We start from the raw sequence: 25,627 nt of genomic DNA, 5'->3' as shown, positions 1-25,627 counted from the left end.
GCGTGAGTGACCTGCCTGAGCCTCGCGGCCGGGGTCATCGCGTCGATTGACCTTCCCTTTCTGTGACTCACTTACGTCATGCCGACGCAAGCAGGTCGCGGTACGTCCATTTACAAAACGTGACACCATGTGGATCGTTCGTCTCGCTCTGCGTAAACCCTACACCTTCGTGGTGATGTCCATTCTGATCGCAATCCTTGGGATCGTGACGATCGCCCGGATGCCGATGGATATCTTTCCGGAAATCCAGATTCCTGTGGTGGCTGTCATCTGGACGTACACCGGGATCTCGCCGGACGAAATGGAAACGCGCGTCGTGGGAAACTATGAGCGTGTGCTGGTGTCGACCGTCAGTGGCATCGAACACATTGAAAGCCAGTCCCTGAACGGCATCAGTGTAGTGAAGATCTTTCTCCAGGAAGGGGCGAATATCGACAGCGCCATCTCACAGGTCGTCGCGACCTCGCAGCAGGTGCTTCGTTCGATGCCACCTGGCATCTTTCCCCCGCTGGTCATGCGCTATAACGCGGCGAACGTGCCGATCGTGCAGGTCTCGCTGAGCAGCGATGTGCTGAACGAGCAACAGCTCTTCGATAACGCCACCAACGGGCTGCGGCCCGGGATGGCGACCGTGCCGGGTGCTCAGGTGCCGTATCCTTACGGCGGAACCGTAAGACAGATCATGATCGATATCGATCCTGAAAAGCTGTATGCGTGGAACCTGTCGGCCGCGGATGTCTCGGCAGCCATCTCGGTGCAGAACCTGATCGCTCCTTCGGGAACGGCGAAGATCGGCGAACAGGAATACAATGTCCGGCTGAACAACAGTCCGACCGTGGTCGAAGAAATCGCGAACCTGCCGATCAAGTCGGTCGGCACACGCACCATCTTCATGCGGGACGTCGCCCATATTCGCGACGGGGCCGCTCCGCAAACCAACATCATCCGGGTCGACGGCAAGCGTGGGGTGCTGCAACCGGTGCTCAAGTCGGGTGCCTCGACGCTGGAAATTGTGAATGGCGTGAAACGGCGCATGCCCGCCATCCTCGCCACGTTGCCTGATACGCTGAAAGCGACATTACTCTCGGACCAGTCGATCTTCGTGAGTGGCGCGATTCACGGAGTGCTGATGGAAGGAGCCATCGCCGCAGGGCTGACAGGTCTGATGATCCTGTTATTCCTCGGTTCGTGGCGCAGTACTCTGGTCGTGGTGATCTCGATTCCGCTGTCGATCCTCGTCTCAATTATGGCATTGTCGTTCCTGGGGCACACACTGAACGTGATGACGCTGGGTGGTCTGGCTCTCGCGGTCGGTATCCTCGTCGATGATGCCACCGTGGAAATCGAGAATATCCACCGGAATCTCCATCTGGGAAAACGGCTGGTTCCGGCCATTCTTGACGGAGCCCAGCAGATTGCGACCCCGGCGTTCGTTGCAACGTTGTGTATCTGTATCGTGTTCGTCCCCGTGGTGTTCATCACCGGTGCGGCCCGCTCGCTCTTCGTCCCGATGGCGATGGCGGTGGTCTTCGCGATGCTGACCAGCTACTTCCTCAGCCGAACCCTCGTTCCGACGCTGACCCACTACCTGCTGGCTGGCGAAGTGGAAATGTACGGAGGCAAGAAAGAGGGGGCGTCAGAAGACCAGGAACCACCCAAGTTTGGTCTGATCTGGCGGGTGCACCACCGGTTCAACCACTACTTTGACAAGCTGCGCGATTTTTATGGAGTCTGCCTGCTGACGGCCCTCAACCACCGGGCTCTGGTCGCGATGGCGTTCCTGACACTGGTGGCGGCTTCGAGCGCGTTGCTGCCGATGCTCGGACGCGATTTCTTCCCCAGTGTCGATTCGGGACAGATGCGAATGCACGTGCGGGCCCCCGCGGGAACCCGTATTGAAGAGACGGAACGCTGGTTCGGGCGAATCGGTGATGTTGTGCGCGAGATTATTCCTCCGCACGAACTGGAAACGATCATCGACAACATCGGCATCCCGAACAGCGGGATCAATCTGGCGCTCAGTGACGGATCGTTGATGTCGGCGGCGGATGGCGAGATGCTGATCACGCTGCACGAGCACCACGCGCCGACCAATGAATACATTGCCAGGCTGCGGCGTGAACTGAACAAGCGATTCCCCGACCTGACATTCTACTTTCAACCGCCTGACATCGTGACGCAGGTGCTGAACTTCGGTCTGGCAGCTCCGATCGACGTGCAGATCGTCGGGCCTCGGGGCAACTATGAAAAGAACTACCAGATCGCCAAGCAGATCCGGGACAGGATTGCCGAAATCCCGGGAGCGGTCGACGCTCACCTGCAGCAGGTCATCCGTACGCCGGAACTGAACATCGACGCCGATCGAACGCTGCTCAGTCAATTGGGTATCTCGGCCCGGGATCTATCGAACGACATGCTGGTGTCGCTGAGTTCCAGCGGTCAGGCAGCCCCGAACTTCTGGCTCGACCCGAGGACCGGGGTGCAATATCCACTCGTGGTGCAGGCGCCTCAGTTCCGGATCGATTCGGTTGATGCCATTAACTCGACCCCCGTTTCCCGCAGTGGCGACAGCACCGAAGCCCAGCTACTGGGGAACCTGGCCAGCGTACGTCACGCGTTCGGTCCGACAAACGTCACCCATTACAACATCGCGCAGAGTTTCGACGTCCTGGCGGGAGTTCAGGGAACGGACCTGGGCAGCGTGGCGGCGGCGATCGACAGGATCGTGGACGAGATTCGTCCGACACTTCCCCGAGGGACAACAATCACCGTGCGAGGTCAGGTGCAAAGTATGATGACCTCGTTCCGAGGACTCAGCTACGGGCTGATCTTTGCTGTGGTACTGGTCTATCTGCTGATGGTGGTGAATTTTCAGTCCTGGCTCGATCCCTTCATCATTCTGATGGCTCTGCCAGGTGCACTCAGCGGCATCCTCTGGATGCTGTTCGTCACTCAGACCACGATCAGCGTTCCTGCGCTGATGGGGTCGATCATGTGTATCGGGGTCGCCACCGCCAACTCAATTCTGCTGGTGACGTTCGCGAACGATCAGCAGTTGGCAGGCATGAATTCGATTGATGCGGCGTGGTCTGCGGGAGTTACGCGACTGCGTCCCGTGATCATGACGGCGTTAGCGATGGTGTTAGGGATGCTGCCGATGTCGCTGGGGATCGGAGAAGGGGGGGAACAGAACGCTCCACTGGGGCGGGCGGTGATCGGCGGCCTGATGATGGCAACGTTTGCCACCTTGTTCTTTGTCCCGGTCGTCTACAGCGTGCTGAGACGGCACCCGAAAAAAATCGAACTGGAACCCGAACTGATGGACTGAGGAACGCCTCATCACAGCATAAACCGCGAGAGACCGGAAAATTAGAAACGGGCCGATCTCGTCAATGTGCCGCAGGCAGGTACGGTGGAGGAGGAATGCGACGCCCTATGGACGAGAGTTTTCTGTTTTCTTCGCAGGCTTTGCCCGTTTCGTGTTAGACGCCACCCCGCGGCCGGTAAGTCGAGTAGGGACCGACGGCCGCGATCGAAGTCGCTCGCAGCTCCATTCCCAAGACCGCGAATGCACCAAGCCAGTCGCGTTAAGTTTTCGATGAAGGACACATGATGTCAGTTGCTCAGGAAATTGATTCACCCGGTGTCTCAAAAACACATGCACCGCCACGTGTGCGGACGGCTGAGCCTCAAAAACATCAGGCTCATGAACAGCATAGTCACGAGGAAGTCATCCAGAAGCCCGCGCAAGGGCTGTCATGGGGCACCATTCTGGCCGTGATGCTACTGGCCGGGTGCAGTCTGGTCGGGCTGTTCTTTGCGGGCTGGCTTCCACGCCAGCAAGTCACCGCGCAGCTTGAGCACGAAGCACACGAGATCAAGAACTCACTGCCGACTGTCCGCGTGACCAAGCCCGTCCCGGCAACGCCGATTGCTGTGGTCACACTTCCGGGCGACGTGCAGGCGATGGAAGAGATCACCCTCTTTCCCCGCACCACGGGCTACGTGAAACGCTGGCTGGTGGACATCGGTGATGAAGTTGAGGCAGGCCAGTTAATTGCCGAGATCGATACGCCCGAAGTGCGGGCCCAGTACGAACAGAGTGAAGCCGCACTGGCAGAATCCCTGGCCAGTCTTGAACGGGCTCGCGCAACGGTGAATCTGGCAAAGATCACGACAAACCGACTGCGAACGCTGGTCGCCCGCAAGAACGCCGCACAGCAGGATCTGGACGATTCGGAAAACAATCTCGCCGTGGGAGAAGCAAACGTTCGACTGGCGGAAGCGACCGTTGCCGTCAACAAGTCGAACGTGCAGCACATGCAGGAACTGCTGTCGTTCTCCAGGATCCATTCTCCGTTCGAGGGGACGGTTGTGGGGCGATTTCTGGAGACAGGGAAGCTGGTCTCGTCGGGGAACGGCACGGGGCAAGCGCTGTTCCGTATCGCTCGTACCAATCCGGTCCGAGTCTTCATCAATGTTCCACAGGCCTACGCGGCGGGCGTGGTGAAGGACCTGACAGCCGAAGTGAGGGCACGTGACATTCCCGGCCGTGTCTTTCAAGGCGTTGTGACACGCACGGCCCGCGCGATCGATCCCCTGACCCGGACACTGCTGACCGAGATTCAAGTCCCAAATGACGACGGTGCTCTGCTGACCGGCTCGTACGTTCAGGTTCAGATGGAAGTGCAGCGCTACAGTCCACCGTTGCTCGTCCCCGCTTCAGCACTCATTTTCAACTCGGGCGGAACACAGGTCGCCGTCGTCGGCCCCGATAACAAGATTGAGTTACGGGTCATTGAAGTCGCAGGAGACATCGGCAAGCAGATCGGGATCGCGACAGGGATTTCGGAGAATGACCAAGTCGTGATCAATCCCGGGGATCGGATGTCTCAGGACTTAATGGTTGAACTGCAACAAGACGCCGTCGGCACGGCTGATTGAGGCATCGGCGATGCTGGGCAGAGCTCTAATACTGCTCGATAGGCCGGTCCGGCGGTCTTGGAATCGATGGTAGAATCAGGGAGCTGGCTGAGTAAGCGGACTGTCGGCCAGAACGTTGACGATGAGTGGCTCGCCCTGGATGGTGCCGAGTTGTACGGCTGCGGAAATCGGGTGAGCGCTTTCCTCGCGGAAATCGCAAAACCGAAACTGCTCATTCCACTCGATTGCGGTCATGTCCTTCGGTAGCGGCAAGAGAAACTGCTTCATTTGCTGGGACCTGTTCGCACCGACAAGGATGAACGTCACCTGCAGTTGAGAAGGAACTCCGCTCCGAAAATCATGAGGTACGATCATCACAAGGGCAGTGGTTTCAGCCAGTCTATGGCGGTCCAAGACTGGCGACTGAAGCCGGACTTGATGACTGCCGAATTCGATGGAAATCGTGGAGGGAACAGCATGCCTGACTTCGAGTGTCAGGTTCGAACCTAAGTAGGGGTTCTCTGGTTTCAACGAATCATTCTCGAGCAGATTGGGTGGAGCCCAAAGTGCAAATTCCGACTTGGAAAACTCCAGCCGGGGAGGCTTGTGATAATAGACCTGAGCCCTGATCTCAGGAACAGAGAATACCGTTTTTGAGAAGAGTCCCATGTGCAGCATTCCGATCAATCCCATCGATCCCGCTGCCACCCCCCAGAGGATTTTCGGAATTCGGTGCCGAAGATAGGCGAGGGGCAGTACCCCTAAAGCAATCAAGTCCAGTGCGAACAGATTGGCGAAGAACATCGTCCGTCGAATTACGCTCACGACGTTGTCACCGAACGGAACCACCACAGGCGTCACGTCGAGCATCAGCACGACAAACGTGACTGATAAGGCCGCCAGCAAGGGAATTCCCAACATGGCGCAAAGAACCCAACGGGGCGGTTCCAGTTCTCTCATCCGCTGTATCACCACAGGATCAACAGCGCCTTGGTTGAGCCAGGATTGGTAACGGCAGATCACAAGAACTGCGATCCCAATCAGGAGAGTTACCCAGGTGATAAGACATCCCACGGACATCCAGAACCAGTCCGTACTGTCGGCCGCTCGAGAGAAAAGCCACGGTGACGAACAGAGCTTTGCGAACAGCAGCAGCCCGACAAATGTATAAGTTAACAAGAGCGCGCCATCGACGGGCGGGATCGGCAATTGCGACTCGACGGGCGGTGCCTGTCGACATTGGCGAACTTGCCACCAAATCCGTATCGCCATGAAGAGATGCCACAATGCACCCGCGATCGGCAGAATCCACAATCGGATCCCGATGGGAAGCATTGTCAGCCCAAGCAGTTCTATTCCAATGACAAAGTGATATGTCATCCAAATCCGCCATTCGGGCGGCGGTGATGCCCAATTCCAGCTTGAGAATGGAAAGAATGGCCACTCGTAGATATTGGGATCTTGTCGAGTGAAACAGAGAATGCGAACCCATTCTGGCCGACGCCAGCCAAGGTAGGCGCACCAAAGCGCCAAGACAATCAAAAAGGCGAGCTCGCCCCAGTAGACACCTGCCACAACCGGAAGAAACAGTAACGCGATGGTCGCTTTCATGATCGAATAGAGCGATGAGAGCACTGACCATCCACCGGTCGCCGAAATCGTCGATGTCCCGACCCCCATCAGGCCGATTTTGGAAATCGATGCGGTCAAGGCAGGCGATGCCGCGACATCGGTTGAAGCGCAAAGCCAGGACAGCAGCGTCGCCGTGGGTACGACGATTCCCATCCGTCGAAGCTCATCTCTCAGGCGTTCGATCCCGATATTCAGTCGCCGAGAAATCGTTGATTGATTCACCCCCAGCAGGTTCGCGATTTCGCCTTGAGTCGATCCTTCCAAATAGTGCATCAGGATTGGTGAACGAAGTTGTTCTGGCAGCTTACTCAGCACTTCATCGACGACCGGGGAGAGTTCGCTCCACGATGCCTCCGTCGGTGTCGAGTCCGTGCTTTCTGAGGGACTCGTTTTTTGCAGACAGCTGGAGTATTCATGGTGCTGACGCCGTTTGTCGCTGCGAAGTCGGTTCAGTGCGCGATTCGTGGCGGCCTGATGCAGCCACCCCACGACGGACGTTCGTATTTCCGCCGCTTGACGGGCCAGGTCAAAGAAACACTCTTGTGAGATGTCCTCAGCGTCGTGAACGTTCGCGGTGATTCGCAGACACGTCCCGTAAACCAGCCCCATATGGCGACGCATCAGGTGGAGGAAGGGTTCAGGAGAACCGGAGCGGGTGTATCGGTTCAGCAATAAATGGTCGCTGATGTCGGTATTGCAATCGCTCGGTACAGAGGGTTCGTCAATCATGCTTTCTCTTCAACTGCAAAATTTACGGCTGTCTCGGACAAACGATCTCTGCAATCAAAGGAACCACTCGGGCAGGCTTTATGCACTCGAAATCAGCGAGGTCTCGTTTTTGGAAATGCACGAACCTCGACGCAACGCGACAAGTAGAAATGACAATTCGGCACGGCAGAAGCGGCTCTGCCCGATCTACTGTTGAAGCAGGGCATCCGGATGGCAGTAGCAACTGGCAACCGGTTTGACGTCGGCCCGCCCCCACGCTCGCTTCACCCGTTCCCCCAGGGCATCAGCAAGTTCGGTTCGGCCCTGCCGTCCGAGTGACTGCTGCAGGCCCAGCAACGACCAGGCGTTTTCAGGATGCCGCAGGAGATCGGCCTGATATACGTGTTCCGCTTCGGCGGGCCGATTATCGGCCAGCAACAGTGCTCCCAGCGCGTGCCGCACAGGCTGCATCCAACCGGGAGGTTCGTCGTACCGCAATTCTTCTTCCAGCGCGACCGCGTCTCTTAACAGGGCAAATGCCTCATCTCGCCTTCCTTCGCGAAACGCCAGTTCGCCTTCCGCCATCTTGCGGGCAATGACGAGGACGTCCTTTGCCGGGTTGTTGCCGACGAGCCATTCATCATTGATCTGTTCGGCCACGACATCGAACAACCGCAGCTCTTCGCGTGATTCGTTCAGCCTTCCCAGCGCTGTCAGGGCGAGGCTGCGGGCGTAATGCCGCTCGGCCCGACTGAAGAGTCGCCATTCCTGGGGCTCGGGTTCGTCAAGGATTTCGTTCCATTTTCCGAACCGAATCAGTACGTGCAGGGCGGTCGGCATCAGTCCGTCGACACGGGTGACGTATTTTTTCAGGAACTCATGCGGGACCTGCTTCTCAATTTTGCGTGCCGCGTCGATCGCAATCTGATACCGCCCCTCCATCATGGCGGCATAGGAAAGAAAATGAATGTTGTGCAGGAAGTAGGCACTGTAGAAATCGGGTGGGGGTGCGAGCCGGAAGTAAACTTCATCCGCCTGGATGGCTCGTTCATTGGATTCGACGGCGTCGGCGTAGCGGCCCGTACGGATGTAGATATGCGAAGGCATGTGGACCAGATGCCCCGATCCGGGGACCAGATGCAGCAGACGATCGGCCGCGGCGGTCCCGCGTTCAGGCCAGGGTGAAGCTTCAATGGCATGGATATAAAGGTGATTGGCACCGGGGTGGTGGGGCATCTTCGCCAGTGCTCGTTCGAGGATGCCCACAATTTCCAGTGCCCGACCTTTCGGAGCGGCTTTTGTCGTCCAGAGGTCCCACGGCTGAAGATTCATCAGCGCTTCGGCAAAGAGCACACCGATGTCGGGATCGTCAGCAAACTGATGCCAGGCCCGTTCCATGGCATCAGCGTACGCCTGATCAAGTGGCGTACGATCCTCGGGAACGGGCCAGGCGTACCGCTGAGCCACCGCACGAACCAGAGCCACCTCACCAGGGGTCTCGTCGTCCAGGGCGAGCAGCCCCTTTTGGGCCGCCTCATACGCCAGCCTGCTTTGTTCTTCCCCCATCACGGGATTGTTGATGTGCAGCCCCCGGGCATAGGCGGAACCCCACCAGCCCATGGCACAGGACGGATCGATCTCGGTCGCTTTTTCAAACGAGCGAATCGCTTCGTCATGATTGTACCCATAGAGAAGCTGAATTCCCTGATTGAACCAGCGCTGCGCTTCGGGTGACGAGGTTGTCACGGCTCGTGCGTAGCCATCAAATCCGGGGTAAAAATTGGCACCCACGGCCGCATAAGGCCGCCCCGGTAATGAATCGGGATGATCGGCGGTTGCGGAAGATTGCGTCTGCTGTGGCTGTGCGGAGATCGATGCTGCTGCCAGAATGCACGTCGACAGCAGCAGACTTCTCGTCAGGAACCAGGAGGAACGGAGTGACATGGATGCCTCATCTCTTCTGCGATACCGTAATCAAGGTTGACAGCACGAATGTCTCAGACAGACTCGCCCCCGTCGAGGAATCTGCCCAGGTGAAAGCTTCATGAATTTTTGAGCAGTCATTCGTCACTTCTTCATCGCGTCAGCGTATTCAAAAAATTGTGTGACGGTAAAGTTGTACGGAATGAAGTTGCCTTTTGAACGGATAGGATTGTTCGAGAGGTTCTCGAACTTGCCATGGCCAGGAGCCACCAGACGATGAATCGGTTTTTGAACTGCGGCCGTTCCCTCTTGGCCTGTGTTTGTCTGCTGCTTTCAGGAATGACGGTCGAGGCTGCGGACTGGCCGATGTGGCGGTATGACTCAACGCGCAGTGCGGCGGCTCCCGAGTCGCTGCCCGACGGACTCAAGCAGATCTGGTCGCGAAAATTTTCTCCCCGCAAGCAGACGTGGGATGATCCTCTCAACCTGGACCTCATGACGTTCGATCGTTTTTTTGAACCGATTGTCATGGGGGGTCGTCTGTTTCTGGCGTTCAACGATCGAGACAAAGTCGTCGCATACGACCTCAAAACGGGAGCAGAATCATGGACCTTCTACGCAGACGGCCCCATTCGCCTCGCGCCAGTCGCCTGGAACAACCGTGTCTATTTCGCCAGTGACGACGGTCACATGTATTGCGTCAATGCCGAGGATGGTTCCTTGCATTGGCGATTTCGGGGGGGACCCAATGGTCGACAGATTCTGGGCAACCAGCGTCTGATCTCGATGTGGCCCATGCGGGGTGGCCCGGTCTTGCGAGACGGGCATCTCTACTTCGCCGCCAGTATCTGGCCGTTCATGGGAACGTTTATCTACTCACTGGATGCGGAAACCGGTGAAGTCGAATGGGTCAATGATGAATCGGGTGCACAGTATATCCTTCAGCCACATGGAGCCCCTTCGTTCGCCGGTGTCGCACCGCAGGGGTCGCTCGTCGCGACGCAGGATGTGCTGCTGATTCCCGGGGGCCGTTCTGTCCCCGCCGCCTTTAATCGTCACACGGGGAAGTTTCTGTATTTTGAACTGGCAGCGGGAGGCAAGGGGACCGGTGGTTCTTTCGTGGCTGCGAACGAAGAGTCATGGTTCGTACACACTCGATTGAAGGGGACACGCGAATTCTCGTTGCAGACCGGCGTCAAGACGGCCTTCCTGCCGGATGAACCGGTGCTCGCCGGTGATCGCATTTATGCGGTGCTCGAGAAAGACACCGCGCCCCTTATCCGCGCGTTTGACAGTCGCAGCAAAGAGTCTCTCTGGCAGATTGCGGCAGACGGTCGCGGGGATCTGATTCTCGCCGGCGATCGTCTCTATGCGGCCGGCAAGCCGTCAGAACATCCGGGCGCCGAAGTCCGCACAGAATTGACTGCCATCCAGCTGCCGCAAACCGGAACCGAGGCAATGATCGCGTGGACAACCTCCGTTCCCGGAAGCGTGGTTCGACTGGTTGCGGCAAATGAAACGCTGATCGCTGTCACCCTCGAAGGACACCTCTACGCGTTCGGAAACACCTCTACTCCCACTGAAGCGGTCCAGGAAGAAACCTTCACCACGTTGGAGGTCTCAGACGAGGCTGCGGGAACGACAAAGAGCGTCTTGAACGCCGGGGCGGCGGAAGGCTATTCGTTGTGGCTGGGTGCCGCTGACGAAGCGCTCGTCACCGCTGTCGCCAGTGAGTCGCCGTTCGTTGAATTGTCGGTGATTGATCCAGAGCAGGACCGAGTCGACCGGCTGCGTCGGCACTTCGATAAAGCAGGGATTCTTGGTCGGGTGACGGTTCGACGTTCCACTCCTGCCGAGTTTCTCTCTCCACCGTACCTGGCCAACATGCTTTTTGTCGGTGCCGAATTGACTCCTGCACTCTGCTCAACTCCAGAATTGCTCGCGCGGCTCTACGATTCAATACGCCCTTATGGCGGGGTAATGTACATGCTCGTCCCTGCGGCTGACCGGGAACAACTTATCCAGCACGTTGCGGCATTGGAGCTGGAGTCGGCCGAGATCGAAAGGGCCGAACATGGCATCGTGGTTCGGCGAGTCGGGGCACTTCCCGGGTCAGGAACATGGACACATCAGAATGGCGATATCGGGAACACGAATAAATCCTCTGACCAGCGAGTCAAGTTGCCCCTCGGCGTGCTCTGGTTTGGCGGATCCAATCACGAAGACGTGCTTCCGCGTCATGGACACGGCCCGACCGAACAAGTGGTCGGCGGCCGTTTGTTCATTGAGGGAATCAATTCGCTCTCTGCCCGCGATGTTTACACCGGCCGCAAACTCTGGCACCGCAACTTCGAGAATCTTGGGACAAAGGATGTCTACTTCGACGAAACGTACCAAGAGACACCGCTCGATCCGTCGTACAACCAGATTCATATTCCGGGTGCCAATGCGCGGGGAACGAATTTTGTCGTGACCGCAGACAGGATCTACATCGTCGAGGGGGTCACCTGCCATGTCCTCGATCCCGCCACGGGTGAAGATCTGACCACGATCACGCTCCCTCAGCAGGATCCGAACCAGCCCCACGAGTGGGGCTTCATCGGCGTCTACGAAGACGTGCTGATTGGGGGCGTTGGCTTCGCCCAATACCAGAAGCGACATGAGCTCGAACCTGACAAGGCGGACCCCAAGCGCGCGGTGTTTGGAGCGAAAAGTCTCGACCGCGCGGCAAGTATGTCACTCGTCGGATTCGACCGCCATTCAGGCGAACAGCTCTGGAAAATTGACGCTGCACATAGCTTCTGGCACAACGGCATCGTGGCTGGAAACGGATTGGTTTTCGCTCTCGACAAGAATCCCAAACCCGTCGAAGAGTTTCTGAAGCGACGCGGGAAGTCCAATCCGGACACGTACCGAATCGTCGCCTTCGATGCAAAGACCGGTCAGGAAGCGTGGACACTGCCCGGAAAAGAAGTCTTCGGGACGTGGCTGGGTTATTCCGAGAAACGGGACCTGCTGCTGCAGGCAGGGGCGGCGGGAAGCGACCGACTGACTGCCGAAGTGGGGCAGGGGATGGCCGTCTACCAGGGCCGCACAGGCGAAACTGTCTGGAAAAAAGAGGGGCTCAAGTATTCCGGTCCCTGTGTCCTGCACAATGATTTGATCATCACCAATGCCGTCTCCTACACCGATTCTGCCGGTGCTTACTATCTGGCGGATGGCTCACAGAAAATGAACAAAAGCCCGCTTACGGGTGAGCTTCGCCCCTGGAGCGTCAAACGGGCTTACGGCTGTAACTCCATTATCGCCAGCGAAAACATGCTCACGTTCCGGTCGGGCTCCGCTGCATTTTATGACCTTTTGAATGAAGCAGGCACCGGAAATTTCGGTGGATTCCGCTCGGGATGTACGGCCAACCTGATTGTGGCTGACGGAGTTCTCAACGCGCCAGACTACACGAGAACGTGCAGTTGCAGTTATCAGAATCAGACTTCGCTGGCGCTTGTCCACATGCCCGATATCGATATGTGGTCTGTCAACAATCTGCTGGTGCTCGATCCGCAGGCTGGCCGGGTACAGCAACTGGGAATTAACCTGGGAGCCCCGGGCGACCGACGCGACCAGCACGGACTTGACTGGTTGGAGTATCCTCCCGTTGCAGGAGATTCCCCCAACCTGAGTCTCGAAGTCGATGGAGAATCGAGGTTCTTTCAGGATCACCCCAGTACCAAGTCGTCCGCCACCATTCCCTGGGTCGCGTCGTCAGGCGTGGAAGGGATGCAGTCACTTCGCCTCAGCCTGAAGGCCCAGCCGCTTCACAAGCTGCAGACAGGAATCCCTGTTGAGCACGCCGACGACGACGCCCGCGAATCGATAACGAGTGGTGCCGTCGATCTTGACAGCGGCACAGCAGAACTCGCGGGAACCACAGCGGAACCGCAACTCGTCGGATTCCGTTTCAATGGCATCCGGCTCGCACGTGACTCGGCAATTCGATCAGCGCACATTCAATTCAGTTCGCGCGCCGCCGTTGAAGAGCCGGCCGAATTCGTCATTCGTGCTGAGGCAGCGGGTCACGCGGCCCGGTTCACGGCTGAGAAGAATAACCTCTCCGCGCGGAGACTCACCTCATCCGAAATTCGCTGGAGCCCGGAGGCCTGGAAACTGAGTACCGCAGGGTCCGCTCAACAGAGCCCTGACCTCACGCCTCTCATTCGCGAGGTCATCAGTCAAGAGAGCTGGCAGCCCGGGAATTCGATCGTCTTCGTGATCAGGGGTCAGGGACAGCGGACGGTGGCAACGGTTCGCAGTCGCGACGCCACGGGGGCCGCTCGACTAGTTGTCGATGCCGATGAGGTCGCTCCCGTCGATGATGCTGCGGCACGACTCGACCCCTACCGGGTTCGGCTGCACTTCGGCGTCCCGGAAAGTGCACCGAAGGAATTCCGTCAGTTCGATGTTGAGATTCCGGGACAGGGGCGAATCGACAACATCCAGCTGGGAGGAACCGCCCCGAAGAGCATCGTCAAGACATTCGATCGCGTCCTGCTAGGCGACTGGCTCGAGTTGATGTTCATTTCCCAACACGGACGACCCCTGGTCTCGGGTATCGAACTCCACCGGCTGGAACAATGAACGCAAGTTCCTGACCGAATGGGGCGGTGACCATCCCGCAGTCTGAGAAAATCGTGATCGAAACGGATACGCGTCCAATGAAAACCTCACCCGGATTACTCGTTCCGCGAGTCGCTTTGTGCTTCCTGCTGGCAGTCACCGCACCATGGTCCCTTGCTTGGGCCTGTAACGTCCCCGTCTTCCGTTATGCCCTGGAACACTGGGCTCCCGACGCCTATCGGGGAGTTGTCTTTCATCGCGGTCCTCTGTCGACCGAAGATCAGAGCCAGTTGGCATTCCTGCAAAGTCAGTTCGAAGGGCGACGCGTCAATCTGTCCATCCGCACCGTTGATCTGGATGACTCGTCAAACCTGGATGAAAAGCGACTGCTGGACGCTGCCTCCAGACTGAATCCTGGGGCTCCCGCAGGGACGGACGAAACGAGTCTTGTCGTTCAGCTTCCCGCCTACCTCGAGATGGATCAGCCCATCTGGATCGGCAACCTCCATGCTTCGACCCTCGCAACGCTCCTGGATTCATCCGTCCGGCAGAGCCTGCTCCAAAAGCTTGCTGATGGTCAGACGGCCGTCTGGGTGCTGATCGACAGTGGCGACCCGGCACAGGACGATGTCGCGGCGGCAACGCTCGAACAGGAGCTCGCCGAATTGACTCGGACTCTGACGCTTCCCGAGCTGACAGATTCGCCAGAGGACATCATTCAGGACGGTCCGCCGGTGCGAGTCGAGTTTTCGCTCATCCGCATTCGACGAGACGATCCTGCCGAGCAGGATTTCATTGCTCTGCTGCAAAGTTGCGAACCGGACCTCGCGACGCTCAACGAACCGATGGTTTTCCCGGTGTTCGGACGGTGTCGAGCGCTTCTTCCTTTGGTGGGAGCGGGAATTGCGTCCGATACGATTCGCAGCTCAGCCGCTTTTCTGGCGGGAGCGTGCTCGTGCCAGGTGAAAGAACTGAATCCGGGTTTTGACCTGCTGATCACGGCCGACTGGCGGCAGTTACTTTCATGGGCCAAACTCCCCGCCACGGCCGGCCTGGATCACCTCGGAAAGGCACCCAAGGAAGCAGAGCTGGTTCCCATCCCTCCCGGTTCTGCGAAGGGCGAGGCAACTTCGGTCGACACGACCCCGCCTGAGGTCAAAATCCCAATCGCGAGCGCGGACCAGAACCAAACCCCCGCGACGTCCCGCCGGACACAATTCGGAATCACTCAAATCCTCATTCTGGCGGGAGGGGTCTTGCTAATCGCGGGGATCGTGTCAGCACAGTTCCACCGCGGTTAGTCCGGTACGGCCCCTCATCCAGCACGGATCTCGCGTCCCTTTGGTGTTCATCGACCAAAAGTTCTCTTTTGAAGAACGCCTGTGACGACCTCGGGGGATCGAATTTGGTCATCGCTCCAAGCAGACCGGCCTGAATTTCAGAGATCGTCACTGGTTCCGGCTGTCGTCCCTCTGGAATGATCGGTCCCGCACAATGCCCTGCACTGAACACAGTCTTGCCGCCTTTCGATCGGCAAGGTCCGGAATCTCATCTCACGCAGATCGAACAGCAACAGCCGTCCCGCCAGAGATTCCCCCACACCGGTGATGACTTTGATCACTTCCATCGCGGCCAGCGCTCCCACCGTCGCGGAGACCGCGCTGAAGACGGGAAACTGGCGTTTCCACATCGGTGGTGCTTCGGGATAGAGGCATTCCAGGCAAGCCGTCTCGCCGGGAATGACAGTGGTGAGCTGCCCTTCGAGTTCGTACATCGCACTGTCAACAAGAGGCTTTCGCTGCCGCACCGCTTCTTGATTCATCAACAGGCGTTCGCTGAAGAGCGGAGCTGAACTCACGACGATGTCGCATCGACTGACGAGTTCAGCAGCATTCGTTTCCGAGATGTTCTGATCGACCATATCGATCTGCACATTGGGATTGAGCGCCAAAAGTCGGTCCCGAGCGGACTCGACTCGAGGACGATCGATCCAGTCTGTCGTCATGAGAGTCTGACGATTGAGATCATTCCGACGCAGATTACCCCCATGTGCCAGAATCAGCCGCCCGATCCCCGCTGCGGCCAATTGAAGGGCAACAGCACCACCCACGCCACCCACGCGCGAGATCAGCACGGTCGCCCCCTTCAATCGACGCTGCCCTTCACGTCCGAAGTCACGCACGTCGAATTGCCATGCGTAGCGGTCTTCTTCTTCCGGAGTCAGATCCGGCAATTCGTCCGTCATCTCACCCCCCACCGATCGGCGGAAGGAACTCAATGCAGTCCTGGTCCGCCAAACATACCGCCCCGGCCTGTCCGCTCGAATGTGCTACGCCATTCACAATGACCAGAAGACTGCGCTGGAGCTCACCTGCCGGATTCAGCAGATACGCTCGTACCGGATTGCCGTACTTTTCACCCAGGTGAGCAACGAGCTGTCCGACAGTCCCCCCATCGACCATCTCGATGCAGTCTTCTTTACAATCCGTCACCGACCGCAGTTGAGCGGCAAATTCAACCCGCACTCTCATTGCGATCCTCCTTCGGGACGATCGGCTGCGACCGGTCCTGGCCCCGTCAGATTCGATAAGGGCCGTTCGGTAATCTGGTTCGCTTCCATCACGAACAATTGATCGGCGAGAGCGACCGCTTCCGCCCGGCTGTGCGTAATGTGCAGCACGGTCAACTGACGTTCGCGCTGTAGAGATCGAAGCAAGTCGCAGAGTCGGTTACGTGTCTGTTCATCCAGTGCGTTCAGCGGTTCATCGAGCAGCAGCACCTGAGGCTGAAACGCGAGAGCACGTCCAAGCGCCACCCGCTGACCTTCGCCGCCACTCAGATGCTGCGTACGTCGATCAAGTAGACCTTTGATTCCCAGTACCTCCGACAAATCGTGTACGCGTTGGCGAATGGTCACAGGATCCATTCGGCGAATCCGCAGGGCAAACTCCAGATGTTCCCGGACAGTCATCGTCGGAAACAACGCCAGATCCTGAGGAACATAGCCAATCCCGCGATTGGCTGACTTCCACTTCGTCATCTCGTCACCGCAGATCACCACCTTGCCGGCGGTCACCTGTCTGAGCCCACAGATCGCTTCCAGCAGTGTTGTTTTCCCCTGGCCGGTTCCCCCCATGAGGATTCCGTAACGTCCACTCTCCACAGTCAGGTTGACGTGGCTCAGTTGAAACGGTCCTGAGCGGATTGTGACATCGATCAGTTCGATCATCGCCACCCCGCACCAAGCCAGCGGACAAGCCCCAAGACTAGAACGGACGCGACGACCATCAGCAGCGAGACTGCGACCGCCGCCTCAAGCTGACCGACGCTCAGTTCGAGGAAGACTGTTGTCGACAAGACTTCTGTCCGCATGCGTGTCGCGCCGGCAAAGACGAGGATGGGTCCAAATTCTCCCAGCGACCGAGCCCAGGCAATCGTGAATGCAGCGATCAGGCCTCTCCACGCTTGCGGTAGCACCACGAGAAAAAAAGCCTGGCTCCGACGACACCCTAAGGTCAGAGCCACGAGTTCAGCACGGGGGTCAATCTGGTCGAACGTGATTCGCATCGTCTGCACGGCAAAAGCGCACGCTACGGCGAACTGAGCCAGTACGACAGCCGGCTGCGAGTAAGTGATCCTGAGTCCCAGACGTTCCTGAAACCATTGTTCCAGATTTCCCCCTTCCTGAGGGATGTGGAACAAAATTAACAAGCTCAGTCCAATGACCAGCGGCGGCAACACGACCGGAACATCGATCAAGGTGTCGATGATCCAGCGGCCGCGAAACTGAAATCGCGACAGCAGATACCCCAGCGGCGTCGCCACCCAGACCGAAAGCAGCGCGGAAATCGTGCAGGAGATTAGCGTGAGTCGAATCGCCGAACGAATCTCGGGCTTGGCGAGAGCCTGCGAAAAGTGTGCTGGAGAGGTATACGCAATGTCGGCCGCCAGCATGGCAATGACGAGCACCAGATAGCTGCCGCCAAAACCACTCATCACCGTCAGGAAAGGGACGTCCGAACGAGCCCGATGTTTCTGAACCGTTGAAGCCGGACCGTGCGACTCAATCATTCGTCGCCTGCCCCTGATTCAACCAGCGGAATCCTTCGTTGGCGAACTTCTGCTTCGATGATTCGGCGCGAATGGCCTGAAGGAGACGTTCGCTGAGCTGTCGTTGTGCTGATTCCCTGGCAACTCCATAAGGCTGCGTGGCGATCGAGCAGGGGATCCCCTCGATTCGAATCGCGTCCAGAAAATCGGCCGATCCGGCCGCGTTACTCAAGTAGGCCACGGCGGCGTCGAGCGACCCGGTTCGCATCTGATTAACCAGCATGTCCCCCGTCGGCGTCTGCACGACGACATTCTTCATCAGTTCTGACTGCAACCCACTTTCGGCAAACGTTCGCTGTGTAATCCAACCCATGGCACACTGCTTTTCATGGCCGATTCCCACTCGCAATCTGGACTTGGCCAGGTCTTTCAGCGACTTGATCCCGTGGGGATTCCCTTTCTGCACGAGAATCACCAGTTCGTTTTGTGAGACCGCTTCTGAAGTGGGAAAAAGCTCCTTCACCTGATTCATGAACTCCACGTCACAGGCAAAATAGGCGTCGGGAACCTGCCCGGCTTTCATCTGTGCCACGAGGATTCCGCAACCGTTGTAGACTCGGGTCACACGGACCCCTTCGTGCTTCTCAAATGCCGCGATTGTTTCCTCAATCGCAGGTCGCAGCATGGACCCCGCATAGAGGGTCAGTTCAGGCTGCTCATTCCACAAATCGCCATCGGCCACCTGAAACCCGAACTCACGATAACGAAGCTGGCCCTTGTCCCGTGCACTCATGTACCGAACAAAATGAGCCGCCTGCTGAGGCTGGGAACTGGAATTCAAAACGGCAATTCCAATGCGCGATCGAACGGCCGTCAGTTCCGGAATCGTGACCGCTTCCAGCGTGTCATAGTCATGCAGAACAGCGTCGAAGACGATTCCCGCATCGACAGCGCCGATCTTCACGTCGCTGGCCACTTCATGAATGGTCGTTTTGAAAACGGTTGTTTGCTTGTTGAGTTCGTCCCAGCGGTTGGATTCGATAAGAATCTCTCTGGTCAACTTGCCAATCGCAGTCCCTTCGGGGTTACCTTGAGCGATTCGAACTTCGTCGCGTAACAGATCGTCGAGACTCTGGATTCCTTTGGGATTTCCCTTGGAGACCGCGGCGACGGCTTGCATCTCTGCCAGAGGTGACTCGCTGGAGACAAGCTGCTGTTCTTTCGCCAGTTCAAGAAAGCTCACATCAGCCGGCAGAAAAAGGTCGCCGGTCTTCGAGACACTGAGCGAAGCGAGCAGCGTTTGAGAGGGGCCGTATTGAACTTCGACCGCCCTGCCAAACTCACTTTCGTAGTCCTTGCGAATGGCCTCCATCACGCTTTTGTTGCTGGCCGCGCAGTACACCATCAGAGGTTGTTTGCCTGCAGCCGATCCATCACTCTCCCGAGTTTGCTGTGGCCGTTCCAGCAGACTCAAGACGAGCAATCCCAGCAGGGCCGCGGATGCAGCCAACACGGCGAACGGCTTCAACGCGGCACCTCATTGCTTTCTGAACAGAGCATCTCAGGAAGAATTTTTCGTAAGAGACCCCTAGCATAAGTCCCGCTGCTTCACAGGACAACGCTTCTGGAAGCCAGTGCGAGCCTTCATCAAAGTTTGTCCATAACCTGGCAGGAATTTCACACGCGAGGCATCGCTGCGGAATGGACTGGAAGCCGACAGACTGACTTGCCGCGTCTTACTTCCGCATGATCGCCCGGACATGCAGCTTGTCGGGGGATTCACGGACAACGGCAACCCCAGAGCCAGCTTCCTCCAACTGGACCAGCAATTCTCCCGTGGAAGACCAGATGCCACTGCGACCCGCCGATTTCAAACCACCCGATGGTCCACCATAGTTTGCCAGTGCAACCATCATTCGATACTGCTTCGCATACCGAGCCAGCTTTGCGATATCCCCCGCGAAGTCGGAAGGAATGACAAACATGCTCGCCAGATACAGATTGGCCTGCCGCTCTGCCGCCCGCTGAGGATGTTCAGGACGCCCAATGTCAGCGCAGATCGCGACTGCTGCGACGGTCTCGTTGAAGGGAATCAAAGGATTCCGGTCGCCCGGTTGAAAGTGATTCGGCTCGGGAGGTGGAATTTCACCCGTCAGACTGTCGCAGACGGAACTGGAGGGAAAAGTCCCCAGCCGATGCTTCGTGTAAATCTCGACGGAACGATCAGGGAGTATGATGAAAGCTCCCACGTAAAGCTTCTGCTCAAGTCTGATCGGAGCCCCCACCACCAGCCGCGTTCCCGATCGCTCTGCCAGATCCACCAATGCTGCCAACCGCGCATCGTTCTCTTCGAACGCCAGCGACTCTCCCAAAGCGAGCTCATATCCGGTCAGCGACAATTCCGGGAACAGGACAATATCCGCCCCTTCATCGACGGCCAATTGTGCCAGTAACAGATGTTCCTCGACATTCGCGGCCACATCCCCCTTTACAGGAGTCGTTTGCGCAACAGCAACGCAGCGTGAAAACATGATGACGTCCCTCGCAGAAGATCCCACACCATCCCCCGATCAGCCCCCGCGCAAGAGCGTCACGCTTCGTCCGTCTCACAACGAAACCTCAGCGTTCCATCAATCTTAAGCGTCCCTGACCAAGCAGGGTAGCCACCCCACCTGCGCTTCGCCCCTTAGCGTCAGTAATGCTGTCGCTCCGAGCGTGTGATTTTTTCCCAATCGGCGCTCAGTTTTCCGCTTTTCACCGCTTTTTGATTTAGTCGCGTGTTGAATCCTCGGCTGCGTGGTTCAATCCATTGCCAATCCTCATATCTGCAGTCGACGTTACTCCATTTCGCTCAGATTGAGCGATTCCCTTTCGATTCCAATCCATTTTCAGGTCACTAATCCCAAGTTGATGAGTCGGAGAAGATTGAATGTGATCGCATACCACTCGACCACCGTTTGGACTTTCTCCAACCCACGGACTCGGAACTGGGTGAGTCCTCGATTACGAAACTCGGCATTCACATATTCCGCGATCGATGGCCGTTGCTTATATCGCTGCTGGGCGGCTTCAGTTGCCTTTCGTTGACGAAACGCAAAGCATTCATCGGTGTCGCATTTCTTTCTGGCAAACGGATCATTTCCTCGCTTCTTCATGGCCTTCTCACCATGCACGGGAGCGTGAACCTGGCTGCCTGCATTCTCCGTTTTCGTGATCTGATCATTGGTTGCAAAACCATTGTCGACCAAGTAGTTCTGAGGAGCCTTACCATAGTTCGCGATGATTTGTGATTGCATGGGGAACATCTCCTGGCCATCGTTCCCCTTCTTTGTCACGTCTACTCCCACGATGATACGTGAAGCTCCGTCTGTGGCGACCTGTACGTTATATGCGGGCCGAAATCCTCCATCTCCCATTTTCATTTTGCGAGCATCGGGATCGGTCGTGCTGCAACGCGCTTCTTTAGGAGTCTCGTCCTTGCCTCGGCGTCGCTGGTCTTGCTCCTTCTGCAGTTCGGCCACCTGTTTCAGTGCTTCTTCGGCCCGGGCCAACTTGTCTCGGACGGCTCGTTCTTTCGCCGAGCTGGAACCTCGCGAAGTATCGTCGGAATCTTCGTTCTCCTCGAGAGCAGCGAGGTGAGCCTTCGCTTCCGCAATACGCTTTTCGATGGTCGGTTTGCGATGAAACGAACTGGAACCGGCACTGGCTCTCACTCGAACACCGTCTTGGGCCACGGTGTCCAGTGTGATGACCTCGGCATGCAACAGAGAGGCGACTGTCGTCGTCAGAACCTGCTTGAGAAAGTCGCGATGTTGAGAACGAAAATCACTTAACAAGTGATAGTTCACGCTAACGCCACCGCATATCCACATGTAAGCCAAGTCTCGTTGCGAAAGACGTTCGAGCGCTCTGGCACTGCTGATGGATTCCACTGTCGCCATCAGCCAAAGCGCAACAAGGATCTTAGGGTCAACAGCATTCCGGCCCGGTTGGAATTCAACCGCCTGAATTTTGTCGTAAAGAATCGTCAGATCGAGAGATTCGACATACCGCCAAATGATCCGCACCTTGTCATCTTGTCGAACATATCCGTCCAGAGAAAAGTCCCGCCATTCCAACTGACGACGTTCAGGAGAATTCACACGGACATCAGGCTTCTTGGGTGGGGGGGTGGTGCTCATGGCCGAGTTTTAGCGCATCCCGGAAGGATTGCTACCCTGAACTTCCAAAAAAATCACAACCTCTCCGCGACAGGATTACCGAGTCGCCATCCGTTCCCCATTTGAATCTGCGGTTCAAACTGCCAAATTGCTTTGGTGCAATTTCTTCGCGACATGAATTAGCCTTAGTGGCGGATGAGTAAACTGATCCGAATGTTGTGGGTCGGCGTTATCGACGGCTTTCCTGTCGCGGAACGACAGGGCTACTTGGATTACTTTCAGGGCTTTTGCATGAAAACGCAGTTCTATACCGCGACGAGTCTGGATGGATTCATTGCGACAGAGGATGACTCGCTGGACTGGTTGTTCTCTCTGGGGGACATCAATGATTCGAGCTATCCCGAGTTCATCGCGCAGGTCGGTGCCCTGGCGATGGGGTCTCATACCTATGAATGGATGCTGCGGCATGCAGACAAGGTCATCGAGGAAGTCGGATCGGCCTGGCCGTACGAGCAGCCGACGTGGGTCTTCACACGACGAAAACTTCCGCTCATCGAAGGAGCCGATATCCGCTTTGTCAGTGGAGACGTCGCCGCTGTCCATTCCCAAATGCGGGCGGCCGCCGGGGGCAAAAATATCTGGATCGTGGGCGGGGGAGAGCTGGCAGGTCAGTTCTATGACGCCGGGCTGCTTGATGAATTGATCCTACAGGTGGGGTCTGTGACGCTGGGACAGGGAAAGCCACTCTTTCCTCGCAGGCTACTGAACCCCGTCCTCAGGCTGACTTCTGTCCAGCAGAAACAAAATGAGATGGTTGAGCTGCGATATGACATCCGGCATCCCGGGAGTCAGAACGGCGACTGATCTGTCCAAGTCGGTTCCCTCTTCGTTCAGATACCCTCGCGCTCCTGAGAGTTTCAGTGAGAAGTTGTCGAGCAAGTTGAAACTTTCGAAGGCAGGGTCCCGAGTAGTTCGGTTCACTTTCCTCGGCAGACCTTTTCGGAGGTGGGCGGATTGGACATGATGCCCCTTCTCCCGGCTCAGTGTCGCTGACTGCCCCCAGACTATTCCTTATCGAGATCGCTTTTCGTGAGTCCTCCCAAAAACGTCATCGTGGCCGATTCGGACATCTATGTTGTCGAGCCAGAAACGCTCCAGCGACTTCGCCAGTTGGCTGCAGACTCACCCCTGAAACGCTCGCGAATCTGCCTCCATCGAACCAGCGATGACCCCATTCAGGAAATGGTCATCCTGTTCGACCGCGACACCTACGTGCGAGTCCACCGTCATCGTAACAAGAGCGAGTCATTTCACGTGGTAGAAGGTCTGTTGCAGGTCATCTTTTTCGATGATCAGGGGGTGGAAACACAACGGATCTCACTGGGTGCTCCCGGCACGGGGCGTCCCTCCCTTTACCGACTGGCATGTGATGCGTGGCATACGGTCCTGGTTGAATCCGATTGGGGGGTGATTCACGAGACCACGAACGGACCTTTCGTTCCGGGGGACGCCCAATTCGCACCTTGGGCTCCGGACGGGAATGACGCGGCTGAAGCAACAGTATTTCTGGAAAGTCTTCGTACCGGTTCGCCCAGGCAGTCAGGTCCGGCAGGTTCTGCGGGTACGAATCCTGCCGATTCTCGTGGTGCTGAATTGGTCGTGGACGCGAAGCCGAGCAGCTCCCTTCGGTCGCCCACGCTGACGACGATTATCTGCAATTACAACCACGGTCGGTCGATCTCTCGCGCGATCGAAGCGATGCTGACTCAGTCGCGTCCCGCCGATGAATTCATCATCGTCGACGACGGCTCGACAGATGACAGCCTGACCATCATCCGCTCCTGGGTTGAGAAGTATCCTCAGATTCGCCTGCTGGTGAACGAACGCAACCTCGGGTTTCATGCATCGTTTCAGCGAGCCATCACAGTGGCGACAGGCGACTTTGTCTACAGTGGCGCCGCTGATGACCGGATTCTGCCCGGCTTTTTCGCTGGGGCGATGCAGCTTGCGGAACAGTACCCCTCAACGGGAATCATCAGTGGTCAGTTCGTCAGCGTCGATCCGCTGGGCCAACCTCTGGGAACTTCGGGACTGAAGAACATTCATCAGGCAATCTTTCTGGAACCGTCACGCTACCTGCATGAAGTGCTTGAGGTGGAACCCGCCACCCATTCGCTCTCCGCCGCGACGCTGTTCCGGCGAATTCCACTGATTGAAATCGGTGGCTGCCCGCAGGAACTCGAGTCGTGGGGAGACACGTTTGCCATCCAGACGCTGGGACTTCGCCATGGCTTCTGCTACTGGCCATTCCCCGCCATGGAATGGACGATCAATCCGGGAAGCTTGTCGCAGGAGACTCGATCCAATCCTCTGAAAGGGATGAGGATTCTGGAACGAGCGAAACAGTGGATGCGATCGGAACGATTTCGAAATGACTTTCCCGAGGATTATGTCGAGCGATGGTCGCAAGATTTCCTCCGGTGCATCGTTCACGAACAGCTCAGTCCCGCCATCGAAGGAAATCAGGCGTTTCAAAAAAGCTGCCGCCGGGTCGCCGCCACGGCTTCACCGCCTGCGCGACTTTTGCTGCTCTGTTTATGTAACGTGATGCGTGTCCTCTATTTCGTGACGTTTCGCGTCATGAGGCGCGCAGCAACTCGGCGACTACGGCAGATGTACATGGCGGAAGAAGCGTCGAAGGGCGTATGAACACCACTTTCGGACAAATTGATTCAATTCTTAAAGTTGGCTGGTCGAATAGAAGATTTTGATTCCGGTAGCATTTCGCTCAAGTTGCGACGTGTGAGGTCGTAAGCCGGTTGAGAGAATGCGTCGCGGGGTCAGTTTTGACTGACAGACGCTGTTGCCTTGTCGGAACTCTTTCAGAAAAGACTGTATGTCGCACCGACGCCGTTCGATCCTGATTGCCGAGAGCAATCGGGCCATGTCTCAATCTTTAAGAAATCATCTTGAGGGGGCTGGATACTCTGTCTTTGTTGCACATGACGGTGAGCAGGCAGCTATTCTCGCCGCACGGCAGCGATTTGATCTGATCATCGCTGACCTGGAACTTCCTGCCATGACCGGCACCGAATTCTGTCGGCACGTACGGGAAGACTTGCGATTAACGGAAACTCCGATCGTGGTCTGCTGCCCTGAGGCCATGCAGAGCGAAGCGGATCGTCTGGTCTTTGCCCACAAGGTCCCTCGAGTCTTCTCGAAACCTCTCGACCCCGCTGCGGTCGTGCAATTCACCAACGAAACCGTGAGAAACCACGCATCGGCGGTCTGACAGCTACCCCTCGCGCTGCCAGCGGCCCCGAATGGACCTGGCGGCGTTACTTGCGGACCAATTATTAGAGCACTGGTTGACCAAATTGGATCAGCCAGTGCTTTTTCTTTTCCTGATTTGTCCGGAACATGCCCTTTGCTGCGAGGCACCAATCGTCCGTAAGCAGAGACCGAGAGCTCGTCGGACAGTGCCAGCCACAGACAGGGAATGCAACTCGCCCGTGACATAGGTGATGACGGGTACTTGTTCCCAAACGGCTTGGGTACCGTTGCCGCGTTCAAGCCTGCCCCGCTCCTGGGTCGAGTCGCATGGTCAACAATCGCCC

Annotated in this window: 16 protein-coding genes; 7 read left to right on the top strand and 9 right to left on the bottom strand. The window is 57.2% G+C overall.

Annotation, left to right across the window (positions count from 1 at the left end):
• The first annotated feature begins 127 nt into the window (after positions 1-127).
• Together ACGY09_RS24705 and ACGY09_RS24700 are read left to right on the top strand one after the other, a co-directional pair.
• Positions 128-3,328, top strand: a complete 3,201-nt coding sequence (locus ACGY09_RS24705; protein ID WP_397569844.1) for an efflux RND transporter permease subunit — start codon at positions 128-130, stop codon at positions 3,326-3,328.
• 281 nt (positions 3,329-3,609) lie between these two features.
• Positions 3,610-4,944 carry an efflux RND transporter periplasmic adaptor subunit gene (locus ACGY09_RS24700; protein ID WP_397569843.1) on the top strand — a complete coding sequence of 445 codons (1,335 nt, stop codon included), beginning with the start codon at positions 3,610-3,612 and terminating at the stop codon, positions 4,942-4,944.
• A 75-nt stretch (positions 4,945-5,019) separates the two neighbouring features.
• On the opposite strand, the gene ACGY09_RS24695 is transcribed toward ACGY09_RS24700, so the two are convergent.
• Together ACGY09_RS24695 and ACGY09_RS24690 are read right to left on the bottom strand one after the other, a co-directional pair.
• Positions 5,020-7,284 carry an RNA polymerase sigma factor gene (locus tag ACGY09_RS24695; protein ID WP_397569842.1) on the bottom strand — a complete coding sequence of 755 codons (2,265 nt, stop codon included), beginning with the start codon at positions 7,282-7,284 and terminating at the stop codon, positions 5,020-5,022.
• Between the two features lie 186 nt (positions 7,285-7,470).
• Positions 7,471-9,207, bottom strand: a complete 1,737-nt coding sequence (locus tag ACGY09_RS24690) for a hypothetical protein (RefSeq protein ID WP_397569841.1) — start codon at positions 9,205-9,207, stop codon at positions 7,471-7,473.
• Positions 9,208-9,462: 255 nt separating this feature from the next.
• Here ACGY09_RS24690 and ACGY09_RS24685 point away from each other — a divergent pair, with 255 nt between their 5' ends.
• Together ACGY09_RS24685 and ACGY09_RS24680 are read left to right on the top strand one after the other, a co-directional pair.
• The gene (locus tag ACGY09_RS24685; RefSeq protein ID WP_397569840.1) at positions 9,463-13,821 is read left to right on the top strand and encodes a PQQ-binding-like beta-propeller repeat protein; all 4,359 of its coding nucleotides are present in this window, start codon (positions 9,463-9,465) and stop codon (positions 13,819-13,821) included.
• Positions 13,822-13,898: 77 nt separating this feature from the next.
• Complete coding sequence (locus ACGY09_RS24680; RefSeq protein ID WP_397569839.1) at positions 13,899-15,101, top strand: hypothetical protein; 1,203 nt, start codon at positions 13,899-13,901, stop codon at positions 15,099-15,101.
• Positions 15,102-15,238: 137 nt separating this feature from the next.
• Here the strand turns inward: ACGY09_RS24680 and ACGY09_RS24675 are convergent, their stop codons facing one another.
• The 7 genes from ACGY09_RS24675 to ACGY09_RS24645 all read right to left on the bottom strand — a co-directional run bounded on the left by ACGY09_RS24675 (position 15,239) and on the right by ACGY09_RS24645 (position 22,031).
• Complete coding sequence (locus ACGY09_RS24675) at positions 15,239-16,045, bottom strand: ThiF family adenylyltransferase (protein WP_373652313.1); 807 nt, start codon at positions 16,043-16,045, stop codon at positions 15,239-15,241.
• A 1-nt stretch (position 16,046) separates the two neighbouring features.
• Positions 16,047-16,331, bottom strand: coding sequence for a MoaD/ThiS family protein (locus ACGY09_RS24670; RefSeq protein WP_373652314.1), 285 nt, complete (start codon positions 16,329-16,331; stop codon positions 16,047-16,049).
• Entirely contained in the window at positions 16,328-17,029 is a 702-nt protein-coding gene (locus ACGY09_RS24665; RefSeq protein ID WP_373652315.1) for an ABC transporter ATP-binding protein, read from the bottom strand. The genes ACGY09_RS24670 and ACGY09_RS24665 overlap by 4 nt, the downstream gene beginning before the upstream one ends.
• Positions 17,026-17,871, bottom strand: a complete 846-nt coding sequence (locus ACGY09_RS24660) for an ABC transporter permease (protein ID WP_397569838.1) — start codon at positions 17,869-17,871, stop codon at positions 17,026-17,028. The genes ACGY09_RS24665 and ACGY09_RS24660 overlap by 4 nt, the downstream gene beginning before the upstream one ends.
• Positions 17,864-19,378: a substrate-binding domain-containing protein gene (locus ACGY09_RS24655; RefSeq protein WP_397569837.1), complete on the bottom strand. Its 1,515-nt coding sequence runs from the start codon at positions 19,376-19,378 to the stop codon at positions 17,864-17,866. The genes ACGY09_RS24660 and ACGY09_RS24655 overlap by 8 nt, the downstream gene beginning before the upstream one ends.
• Before the next feature lie 208 nt (positions 19,379-19,586).
• A complete protein-coding gene (locus tag ACGY09_RS24650) occupies positions 19,587-20,381 on the bottom strand; it encodes a carbon-nitrogen hydrolase family protein (protein ID WP_397569836.1) in 795 nt (264 codons plus the stop codon).
• Positions 20,382-20,738: 357 nt separating this feature from the next.
• Positions 20,739-22,031, bottom strand: a complete 1,293-nt coding sequence (locus ACGY09_RS24645; protein ID WP_397569835.1) for an IS1182 family transposase — start codon at positions 22,029-22,031, stop codon at positions 20,739-20,741.
• 270 nt (positions 22,032-22,301) lie between these two features.
• On the opposite strand from ACGY09_RS24645, the gene ACGY09_RS24640 reads away from it, so the two are divergent.
• The 3 genes from ACGY09_RS24640 to ACGY09_RS24630 all read left to right on the top strand — a co-directional run bounded on the left by ACGY09_RS24640 (position 22,302) and on the right by ACGY09_RS24630 (position 25,302).
• Positions 22,302-22,874: a dihydrofolate reductase family protein gene (locus tag ACGY09_RS24640; RefSeq protein WP_397571909.1), complete on the top strand. Its 573-nt coding sequence runs from the start codon at positions 22,302-22,304 to the stop codon at positions 22,872-22,874.
• A gap of 225 nt (positions 22,875-23,099) precedes the next feature.
• The gene (locus ACGY09_RS24635) at positions 23,100-24,719 is read left to right on the top strand and encodes a WbuC family cupin fold metalloprotein (protein ID WP_397569834.1); all 1,620 of its coding nucleotides are present in this window, start codon (positions 23,100-23,102) and stop codon (positions 24,717-24,719) included.
• Between the two features lie 187 nt (positions 24,720-24,906).
• A complete protein-coding gene (locus ACGY09_RS24630; protein WP_397569833.1) occupies positions 24,907-25,302 on the top strand; it encodes a PleD family two-component system response regulator in 396 nt (131 codons plus the stop codon).
• Positions 25,303-25,627 lie beyond the last annotated feature (325 nt).

Origin of the sequence: Schlesneria sphaerica, from assembly GCF_044336245.1 — a bacterium.
Lineage (GTDB): Bacteria > Planctomycetota > Planctomycetia > Planctomycetales > Planctomycetaceae > Schlesneria > Schlesneria sphaerica.
Note: the sequence above shows the minus strand (reverse complement) of the source record. Positions and strands in the feature narration are given on the sequence as shown.